This window comes from Streptomyces sp. ADI95-17 (genome assembly GCF_003846175.1).
Taxonomy (GTDB): Bacteria; Actinomycetota; Actinomycetes; order Streptomycetales; family Streptomycetaceae; genus Streptomyces; species Streptomyces sanglieri.
In genome coordinates this window covers 71,776-75,145 of sequence record NZ_ML123053.1, presented here as the reverse complement: position 1 = coordinate 75,145, position 3,370 = coordinate 71,776, and the positions used below count along the sequence as shown (strand labels likewise).

Here is a 3,370-nt window from a genome sequence, read left to right as displayed (position 1 = left end):
GTCGACGTCCGCGGGCGTCAGGCCCGCGCTCGCCAGCGCCTGGCGGATGACGCGCTGCTGTGCGGGGCCGTTGGGAGCGGTCAGGCCGTTGGAGGCGCCGTCCTGGTTCACCGCGGAACCACGTACGACCGCGAGGACTTCATGGCCGTTGCGGCGGGCGTCGGAGAGGCGCTCCACCAGGAGCATGCCGACGCCCTCGCCCCAGCCGGTGCCGTCGGCGGCCTCGGCGAACGCCTTGCACCGGCCGTCCGTGGCCAGGCCGCGCTGGCGGCTGAACTCGATGAACGCCGACGGGGTCGACATCACGGTCACGCCGCCGGCCAGCGCCATGGTGCACTCGCCCGACCGCAGCGACTGGACCGCCAGGTGCAGGGCGACCAGCGACGACGAGCATGCCGTGTCGACCGTGACGGCGGGCCCCTGGAGTCCCAGGGTGTACGAGACGCGGCCCGAGACCACGCTCGCCGCGTTGCCGGTGCCCACGAGCCCCTCCGCGCTCTCGGCGGAGCCCAGCAGCATCCCTGTGTAGTCCTGGCTGTTGGTGCCCGCGAAGACGCCGACGCGTGTGCCCCGTACCGAATCGGGGTCGATCCCGGCGCGCTCGAAGGCTTCCCAGGACGTTTCGAGGAGCAGCCGCTGCTGCGGGTCCATCGCCAGTGCCTCGCGCGGCGCGATGCCGAAGAACGCGGCGTCGAACTCGGCCGCGCCTGCCAGGAACCCGCCTTCGCGGACGTATGAGGTGCCCTGCTGTTCCGGGTCCTCGCTGTAGAGCCGGTCGATGTCCCAACCCCGGTCGGCGGGCAGCGGGGAGACGGCGTCGGTGCCCGACTCCAGGAGCCGCCACAGCTCCTCCGGCGACTGGGCGCCGCCGGGGAAGCGGCAGCCCATGCCGACGATCGCGATCGGGTCGTCGTCGAGGGCGGCCGGGGCGGCCGTCGGCTGGTCGTGCGCGAGGTCGGCGCCGTCGCCCACCAGTTCGTCGCGCAGGTGCCGGGCGAGGACGAGCGGGGTCGGATAGTCGAAGACCAGCGTTGCGGGCAGGGCGAGGCCGGTGCTGCTGCCGAGCAGGTTGCGCAGTTCCACGGCGGTGAGCGAGTCGAAGCCCAGGTCGCGGAAGGCGCGGGAGGGCTGTACCGCGTCCGCGGATGTGTGCCCGAGCACGGCTGCGGCCTGCCCGCTGACCAGGGCCAGCAGGATCTGCTCGCGCTCTCCCGCGGAGGCGCCCGAGAGCCGGGTGCGCAGCGCGTCGGTGCCCTGTTGGGCCGTCTTCGGCGCGGCATCGGAGGCCGGCAGGGCGCGGACCTCGGGGAGTTCGCCGATGAATGCGGAGCGTCCGCCCGCCAGGAGCGTGGGGGCGAAGCGCGCCCAGTCCACGTCGGCGACGACGATGTGGGCGGCGCCTTGTTCGACCGCCTGACGCAGCGCGGCCATGGCCTGCTCGGGCGGCAGAGGCGGCAAGCCGCCTCTCCGGACGCGCTCGGCGACCACCGGGTCGGCGGCCATGCCGGCCCCCGCCCAGGCACTCCAGCCAATGGACGTGGCGGCCAGGCCGTGGGCGCGGCGGTCGGCCGCGAGCGCGTCGAGGAAGGCGTTGCCCGCCGCGTAGGCGCCCTGGCCGGCGTTGCCGAAGGTGGCGGCCAGCGAGGAGAAGAGGACGAACGCGGACAGGTCCAGGTCGCGGGTCAGTTCGTGGAGGTTGAGTGCGGCGTCGACCTTCGGCCGCAGGACCTTCTCGACCTGCTCCGGGGTCATCGAGGCGAGCATGCCGTCGTCGAGCACTCCGGCCGTGTGCACCACCGCGGTCAGCGGCTCGTCGGCGGGCAGCGACGTCAGCAGGGCGGCCAGCGCGTCGCGGTCGGCGGCGTCGCACGCGGCGACGGTGACCTCGGTGCCGAGCCCGGTCAGCTCGGCGACCAGCTCGGCGGCGCCGGGGGCGTCGTTGCCGCTGCGGCTGACGAGGACGAGGCGGGCGGCTCCGTTGCGGGCCAGCCAGCGTGCGGCGACGGCGCCGAGCGCGCCCGTTCCGCCGGTGATCAGGACGGTGCCGGAGGGCTGCCACGCCGTCCGGGTGACTGCCGGGCCCGGGGCGGGCCTGGTGAGCCTGCGGGCATGGACTCCCGAGGAGCGGACGGCCAGTTGGTCCTCGCCGTCGCGTGCGGCGAGGACGGCGCACAGGCGACGTCCCGCGCGGGCGTCCAGCACGTCGGGCAGGTCGACGAGGCCTCCCCAGCGTGCCGGTTCCTCGGCCGCCACGACCTGGCCGAGGCCCCAGAGCATCGCCTGTTCCGGGTGGGTCAGCGGGTCGGAGGCGCCCACGGAGACCGCGCCGCGGGTGGCGAGCCACAGGGGCGCGGCGACCTGGGCGTCGCCCAGCGCCTGCACCAGTGCGAGGGTACGGAGCAGGGCTTCGGTGCCGTCCGCGCCGCCGGTGGTCGGGCCCGTCAGGGACAGGACTCCGGCGACCGGCAGGGCCCGGCCCGACTCGTCCGGTCCGCGCAGGGCGTCCCGGAGCCACTCGGCGAGCGTGGCCCGCTCGTCACGTCCGGCCCGCTCTTCGTGTCCGGCCGCTGCGCCGGGTGTCCGTAGCCGTACGACGGTGGCGCCCCGCCCGGCCAGGGCGTCGGCGGCCGCGTCGGTGGTGTCGTCGTCGGGGCCCACGACGAGCCAGGTACCGGTGGGCGCGGCGTCCTCGGGTTCCGGCACGGTCCGCCAACGGATCTCGTAGCGCAGGGAGTCGAGGGCGGACTGTTCACGCCGGGCGCGCCGCCACTCGGCCAGTGCGGGCAGCACGACGCTCAGCGGCTGGTCCCCTTCCAGGGCCAGCGTCCCGGTCACGGCGTCCAGGTCCGTGCGCTCCACGGCAGACCAGAATCCGGCCTCGGCGGGGTCCTCGACGGCCGCGCCATCGGGGGCCGCCGTCCACGTCAGGGACTCGGGCCAGTAGCGGCTGCGCTGGAAGGCGTAGGTGGGGAGGGGGACTTGACCGGCGCCGGGCAGGATGGCGGACCAGTCCGGGTTCCGGCCGCGCACGTGCAGGCGGGCCAGTGCGGTCAGTGCGGCCCTGGTCTCGGGGCGGTCGCCGCGCAGCACGGGGAAGGCGACGGCGGGTTCGGCCGCCGGGTCGGCGGTGCGGCCCGCCAGGCTGTCCGCCACCAGGGCGGAGAGCACGCCGTCGGGGCCCAGTTCGACGAAGGTGGTGACCCCGTGCTCGGCCAGGGAGCGGACGCTGTCGTCGAAGCGGACGGCCTGGCGGACATGGCGCACCCAGTGCTCGGCGGTGCAGATCTCCTCGGCGGGGACGATCGCGCCGGTGACGTTGGAGACGATCGGGATCCGCGGCGGATGGAACGTCAGTCCCCGGGCGACCGCG

Annotated in this window: 1 protein-coding gene; it reads right to left on the bottom strand. The window is 75.4% G+C overall.

Going from position 1 to position 3,370, the window contains the following annotated elements; all coding sequences use genetic code 11:
- Positions 1-3,370 (bottom strand): SDR family NAD(P)-dependent oxidoreductase (locus EES42_RS39535; protein ID WP_124723185.1); only part of this gene is annotated, 3,370 nt, incomplete at both ends.